Genomic DNA, 6862 nt, shown 5'->3' with positions numbered 1-6862 from the left:
ACGACTATTCAAGTCTTAGTACCCACAGCTTGATAACCCGCAACTTGGGTTAGTATGGATAATCCTGTTGTGATTATTGAGAATCGCGTCGTTGTGGCAAATAAGGTGCGTTGGACTCAGTGGCATAACCGAATGCTGTTTGACGAGCAAGGATGCTTTATCGAATTTCAATCGGTGGGACGCGATATCACAGCCCTGAAGCAAATTGAAGAAACACTTTTTCAAGAAAAAGAATTAGCTCAGGTGACGTTGCAATCAATTGGAGATGCAGTTATTACCACAGATGCGTTTGGCAGGATTCAATACCTCAATCCGGTTGCAGAATCTCTGCTCGGATGTAGTGAAACATCCGCACAAGGGGTACTGTTAGAAGAAGTCTTTAGAATTGTCCATGAAACGACACGGGAGAAAGTTCAGAACCCAATTGAGCAAGCGTTACAGGAAAATCGAATTGTGGGTTTAGCAAACCATACCGTCTTAATTGCTCAAAATGGTCAAGAGATTGCCATTGAAGATTCAGCCGCGCCCATTCGCAATCGTGAGGGACAAGTTATTGGCGCGGTTATGGTGTTTCATGACGTGACTCAGAACCGCCAGCTTTCGCGTCAGCTATCCTGGCAGGCAAGCCATGATGCCTTAACCGGATTGGTGAATCGCCAGGAGTTTGAGCGGCGGGTTGAACAAGCATTACGCCTTGCCAAGTTAGACTACCAGGTTTATGCGTTGTGCTATTTGGATCTCGATCGCTTCAAAATTGTCAATGATACCTGTGGTCATCTGGCTGGAGACGAATTACTGCGTCAAATTACCGCCTTGTTGCAGGAGAAGATTCGAAAAACTGATACACTCGCACGCTTAGGCGGCGATGAATTTGGCTTATTGCTCACTCAGTGTATGCCAGAGCAAGCTTTACAAGTTGCCAATGAGGTGCGTGAGTGTGTTCAAGAGTTCCGCTTTGTTTGGGAAAAGCAGGTATTCTCAATTGGAGTAAGTATCGGCTTGGTTGGTATTGACGCGTATAGCGAGAGCCTTGCAGAAATTATCAGCACGGCTGACGCAGCTTGCTATACTGCAAAAAATCGGGGGCGCAATCACGTGTATGTTGCTCAGACTGACGACCAGGAGCGACTGCAACAGCGCGGACAGATGCAGTGGGTCAGCCGTATTTCTCAAGCCTTAGAAAGTGATTGCTTTTGTCTCTATGCTCAAAGAATTACCGCGATCGCTCCGGCAGATCAAAACGGCGACCATTATGAAGTGCTGCTGAGGCTCCGGGATGCGCAGGGAAATTTAGTGTTGCCGATGGCGTTTATTCCAGCAGCAGAACGCTACAACTTGATGCACCTGATCGATCGGTGGGTGATTCGGACTCTGTTCAGGAATTGGTCAACGCTCGTTGGCGATAAACAAAGCATCTATGCGATTAACCTTTCTGGCTCTAGCATCAACGACGATCAGTTTATTGACTTTCTATATGAGCAGTTTAGCCTATACTCCATCTCACCCCAGTACATTTGCTTTGAGATTACCGAAACTGTAGCGATCGCTAACCTCATAAAAGCCAAGCAGTTCATTCAGTCACTTCAACAGATGGGCTGTCGCTTCGCGTTAGACGATTTTGGGGTGGGGATGTCGTCGTTTGCCTATCTTAAGTCTCTGCCTGTGGATTACCTCAAAATCGACGGCAGCTTTATTCGTAACATTGTCGAGAATTCTGTGGATGATGCGATCGTCACAGCAATTACGCGCATTAGCAGTGTGATGGGTATTCAGACGATCGCAGAGTTTGTGGAGAATAACGCGATTTTAGAGCGAATTACGACACTAGGAATTGATTACGCACAGGGATACGGCATTGCACTACCTCACCCATTGGGCTAGTTTCCAATAGGGTTCGGATAAGCAGGGGAGGCAGGGGAGCGAGATCGCCACTTTTTTCTCCGTCACTCTCAATGTACAAGTAGTTCTTGTCAACATTGCAACATTCCTCATCAACATTACAACATCTATAAGAAACATTGCAACATTCCTCATCAACATTACAATATTCCTTATCAATGCTGGAACATTTCTCATCAACATTAGAATATTTCTGTATAACCTATTTCCCAGTCGGACATATTTGCTGCACTCTTTGGGGAAGTTACTGACACACTTGCTGAAATCCTTGAGGATTAATTTGCCACAACCAATAAACGAAGTTATCTGGGTTGATTCCGGTTATGACGTTGATAAAGAAAGCGCTTTTAGTTTAGCTGATGATTCAAGCTCATGTTGAAATCATACGGTATACTGAGCAAGAATGGAAGGTTTTGCCCAAACGTTGAGTAGTAGAAAGAACATTTGGTTGGTTTAACCACTACCGTCGTCTCAGTAAGGATTATGAACGTCTTCCAGAAATGAGTGAAGCTGCCATATATGCCGTTATGACTAATTAATTTTGTATTTCTTATTCCCAGCGATCGCTTCATCTGTTAAATGCGTATTTTTATACTAAAACTGGGTATTACAAATAAGTACTTTTGATCGAATAGGTTTTCAAAAATGATTTTAAGCCTTAGAAATACTAGTGCTGTGTGTGCCGTATTTTTATTAGTCAGTGTCAGCAGTTTTCACAAATCAGCCATAGCCAATATAAATAACCAGTCCCAATTGATAGCGCAGCAGAGTAAAACTCAGGTAAACCCAGTTTTTAAATCTATTCTGCCTAAATTAAAGCAAAAAACTCAAATTCGGATTCTTTTGCCGAAGTTTATTCCTGAGTCGGATGGGGAAAATCCCATTTACGCAACTATAGAAGCTGCTACGCAAAAAAAGTATGATATTTTACTGGCTTATAGTCCAGACTGTAATGGTGCTTCTGCCTGTCGTTTAGGCGTTGTTACGGCTGAAGCCGTAACCCGCAAAACACCCAGCCTGACTGGGAAACGTGTATCCTTAGCTAAGGGAATTACTGGCTATTTTGTAGATTTTACTTGTGGTGCTGGTTGCTCAGATGCTACCTTGACTTGGAGACAACAGGGTGTGCAATATGTTTTTGGATTAAAAGCAGGCGATCGCACTTCTTTAGTAAAAATGGCTAATTCTGCGATTAATCCCTAGCTCACGTCATTTGATTGTACTTCCCAACGAAACAGGCGCGGCAATTGAGATACGTCTATGGCGTAGTTAACAATCCACAGCACCAATTCAAAAATCAATAAATATCGTACCCACTGCAACTCGCTTGTAGAATCCAAAAGTGTCAAACCCTCATACAACTGCCAAAAGCGGTAAGGGAGATATATATAAGGAACCATCACCCAGACGACATTTTGTAACTGCCTAAGTGTCACTCTTTCAGAGATGATTTGCAACCCTAAGACGATAAAATACCAAGCAAGCACAGCTAACACCGTGCGATCGCCCCACCATACACCCCACAATAGCATAACCACTAATGGCGGCACTACTGCTAGCAGTTGCACTGAGCCAAACCAGATTTTATACCAACCGGGAAATGGTAAAGGTAGAGTATAAGGCTTGGCGTTTTTCCATCCCCAGTTCACAACCACAATAAAAAGCGTGGCAATAAGGAAAAAGAGGAGATTTTCTAGAAATAGATAGAGGTTGATGTTTAAGGAAGTCATCAATGTATTATTAAACTCTCATGTTTGTGTGTCATTCTCCTCAAGTAGTATTTTTGCTATTTACCCACTCAGCACTCTTCATGAACCATAGCCAAGCCTTGATAAGACCCCAAAATAGCCGAGTGATTTAATCAGTTGTGGTAAATCCAGATGCATAGAATTTTTACTTTTCAACAATAGAGCCACAAAATCTTAACGTTCAGCAATTTTTTTGAATAAAAACTCATATTAAATTTATTATGTAATCTTGGGAAATGTAATCACAGATGATAGGTTTTGGGTTACGGGTGCAAGATACAAAGATGTTTGAAAGTACTAAGAATATTTTGGGGTGTTGCGCTCGCAGCAGAGTTGGAATATCGTGTTAACTTTTTCATAGCTACCCTTAGAGATATGAAAAGTAATCAAATTCCTCCTGGAAGCTTTGGTTTGCCTGTATTAGGTGAAACACTTTCCTTTGTTTTCGACCGCGATTTTGCTAAAAAGCGCTATCGCCAGTATGGGCCCATCTTCAAAACTCATCTTCTTGGCAGACCGACTGTAGTGATGGTCGGGCCGGAAGCATTAGAGTTGGTTTTGTCAAGCCAAATGGAGAATTTTTCTTGGCGCGAGGGATGGCCTGATAATTTCAAGACAATACTGGGTGAATCACTTTTTCTGCAAGATGGAGAAGAACACCGCAGAAACCGTCGCTTGATGATGCCGGCATTGCATGGCCCAGCATTGGTGAATTATGTATCCACAATGGAAGATATTACACGTAGTTATCTGCAAAAGTGGGAGAAGCAGCAGGAATTTACTTGGTTTCAAGAATTTAAACAACTGACGTTTGATATTGCTAGTCAATTATTGTTGGGTACGCGTCCTGGTCCTGAATGCGTACGTTTTAGCAAGTTGTTTGCAGCCATGACAAATGGGCTGTTTGCGATTAATCCGTTGCCCTTGCCATTTACAACATTTGGTAAAGCTATAGCTGCTCGTAATCAGATTTTAGAGCATCTAACTCATGTTGTCAGAGAACGTCAGCAAAATCCAACAAAAGATGTTCTGAGTTTATTAGTGCAAGCCCAAGATGAAGAAGGGAACCGGATGAGTGAAAAAGAACTCATCGCTCAGGCGTTACTATTACTATTTGCTGGACATGAAACTACTACTTCGATGCTGACTTGGTTGTGTGTAGAGTTAGCCCGTCATCCAGAAGTACTCGAAAAAGCAAGAGTTGAACAATTGCAACTTGCAAGTCAAGGTGACTTGGATTTAGAACAATTAGGGAAAATGCCCTATTTAGAGCAGGTTTTGTGGGAAGTTGAAAGATTGCATCAACCTGTCGGAGGCGGGTTTCGTGGCGTAATTAAAGACTTTGAGTTTAAAGGTTATCACGTTCCTGCTGGTTGGCAGTTATACTATTCAATTGGAGTTACTCACCGAATTGCAGAAATTTATTCTGAACCAGACCTTTTTGAACCAGACCGTTTCAGTCCTCAGCGCCAAGAAAACAAAAAGTATCCTTTTAGTTTAGTTGGTTTTGGCGGTGGGCCGCGCATCTGTATTGGCCTAGCCTTTGCCAAAATGGAAATGAAGATTGTTGCGGCTCATCTTCTACGCAATTATCATTGGGAGATATTACCCAATCAAAGTTTAGAGGAAGTTGTGGTTCCCACTAATCACCCGAAAGATGGATTGCGGGTTAGATTTCAACCTCGGTGAAATGTTTTATGACATCCCAAATAAACATACATTTGCCTAACGGAGTTTTACAACGCTTGCAAAATGTGAAAGATTTTGTGGGCGGAAGCGTTAACTCTCTAAGTAACTCAGCACAACAAGCTGGTGAGTCTTTGAAGACAACAGCCACTACAACGACTGATAAAGCAATTGATACAGTTACAACAAGTTTAGAGCAAACTTGGCAAACAGCAGAGCAATTTAAAAATACAACATCGGGAGCAGTTAAAGATGCGATCGCATCTTCTGCAAGTGATTGGCTGACACAACACCCAATATTTTTTAGGTTAGTTCAAATACTAGGTTGGGGAGCTAATCACCCAATTATTAGTGTAGTAATTTTGCTGTTTGCACTTGCGCTGATTTGGAGCATCATCAAAGCAATTGTCCGCTTAATTGAGACAGCTAGTTGGTCAATACTGCAAGTTCCGTTCAAATTGCTTCAGGCTTTGATTCAAGTTAGTTTTGTATCTTTAACTAAACTTGGGAGATTTGCTGTTCAAAGAATTACAGGTGCAAAAACAACTGATAATCCGCCTACTTTACTAACTGAAAATTTTCAACCAAAGAAACAACAGCGATTAGCAGAAATTTCTGATCGCTTGGAAGCAATTCAAAAGGAACAGCATGAGCTTTTACAAGAAGCAGCAGACTTGATTGCTGCCGACACAATTGATATAGAAATATCAAAAATTAAACAGCTAAAAAGCGCTGAATCACATCTTGGCTGAGTTCGGTGGTGGAACCGGAGGCGACGATACCACCTTTTTGCATAGCGTAATAGTAATCAGCTTGACGGACAAAGTGCAAATGTTGCTCTACCAATAAAACCGAAATGCCTGTGGTTTCGACAATGCGACGAACTGCGGCTTCAATTTCTAGAATGATTGAGGGTTGAATACCTTCAGTGGGTTCATCTAAGACGAGTAATTGAGGTTCTCCCATTAAAGCACGTGCGATCGCTAATTGTTGCTGCTGTCCTCCGCTTAAATCACCACCCATCCGCGAAAGCATGGTTTTTAACACCGGAAATAAACTAAAAACTTCCTCTGCAATTTCTGCTTTTTTTACTGGTTTGCGTCTAGCTTCCAACCCTAGCAGTAGATTTTCTTTAACTGTCAACCGAGGGATAATCTCTCGTCCTTGGGGGACATAACCAATTCCCAACTTTGCCCTTTGGTCTGGAGATTTGGAATTGATTAATTCTTCAGCTAAATTAATAGTACCACTGCGGGGTTTGAGTAAACCCATGATAGTTTTGAGTAGGGTAGTTTTTCCAACACCATTACGTCCAATTAGGCAAACCATTTGCCCCGATGGTACGCTCAAATCTACATTGCGGAGAATATGGCTTTCGCCGTAATAAACGTTAAGGTTAGAAATTTTGAGCATAAAAGAATTTTTAACTGTTTAATTTTGATATCAAGTTTTTAACTGGCGATCGCTCTGTTAATAAATAATTAACCACAGTTGATTAAGAGTCTGGTTAATCCCTTATAATACCTGAT

At 41.9% G+C, this 6862-nt stretch carries 6 protein-coding genes and 1 pseudogene; 5 read left to right on the top strand and 2 right to left on the bottom strand.

The annotated features are described in order from the left end of the window. Positions 1–54 precede the first annotated feature (54 nt). The 3 genes and pseudogenes from RMY16_RS27775 to RMY16_RS27765 all read left to right on the top strand — a co-directional run bounded on the left by RMY16_RS27775 (position 55) and on the right by RMY16_RS27765 (position 3102). Positions 55–1881 (top strand): EAL domain-containing protein, encoded by a 1827-nt coding sequence (locus tag RMY16_RS27775; protein ID WP_322739070.1) that lies wholly within the window; start codon positions 55–57, stop codon positions 1879–1881. A 316-nt stretch (positions 1882–2197) separates the two neighbouring features. Then, positions 2198–2438, top strand: a pseudogene (locus RMY16_RS27770) (transposase); the annotation flags it as partial. A 106-nt stretch (positions 2439–2544) separates the two neighbouring features. Further along, entirely contained in the window at positions 2545–3102 is a 558-nt protein-coding gene (locus tag RMY16_RS27765; RefSeq protein ID WP_322739069.1) for a hypothetical protein, read from the top strand. On the opposite strand, the gene RMY16_RS27760 is transcribed toward RMY16_RS27765, so the two are convergent. Further along, positions 3099–3629 carry a hypothetical protein gene (locus RMY16_RS27760; protein WP_322739068.1) on the bottom strand — a complete coding sequence of 177 codons (531 nt, stop codon included), beginning with the start codon at positions 3627–3629 and terminating at the stop codon, positions 3099–3101. The two genes, RMY16_RS27765 and RMY16_RS27760, sit on opposite strands and share 4 nt — an antisense overlap. A gap of 393 nt (positions 3630–4022) precedes the next feature. On the opposite strand from RMY16_RS27760, the gene RMY16_RS27755 reads away from it, so the two are divergent. Together RMY16_RS27755 and RMY16_RS27750 are read left to right on the top strand one after the other, a co-directional pair. Continuing rightward, on the top strand, positions 4023–5336 hold the full coding sequence (locus RMY16_RS27755; RefSeq protein ID WP_322739067.1) for a cytochrome P450: 1314 nt from the start codon (positions 4023–4025) through the stop codon (positions 5334–5336). An 8-nt stretch (positions 5337–5344) separates the two neighbouring features. Next, positions 5345–6085: a hypothetical protein gene (locus tag RMY16_RS27750; RefSeq protein ID WP_322739066.1), complete on the top strand. Its 741-nt coding sequence runs from the start codon at positions 5345–5347 to the stop codon at positions 6083–6085. On the opposite strand, the gene urtE is transcribed toward RMY16_RS27750, so the two are convergent. Then, positions 6048–6746 carry an urea ABC transporter ATP-binding subunit UrtE gene (gene urtE, locus RMY16_RS27745; protein WP_322739065.1) on the bottom strand — a complete coding sequence of 233 codons (699 nt, stop codon included), beginning with the start codon at positions 6744–6746 and terminating at the stop codon, positions 6048–6050. The genes RMY16_RS27750 and urtE overlap by 38 nt on opposite strands. Positions 6747–6862 lie beyond the last annotated feature (116 nt).

This window comes from Nostoc sp. DedQUE12b (genome assembly GCF_034530835.1).
In the GTDB taxonomy this organism is placed as follows: domain Bacteria; phylum Cyanobacteriota; class Cyanobacteriia; order Cyanobacteriales; family Nostocaceae; genus Nostoc.
Note: the sequence above shows the minus strand (reverse complement) of the source record. Positions and strands in the feature narration are given on the sequence as shown.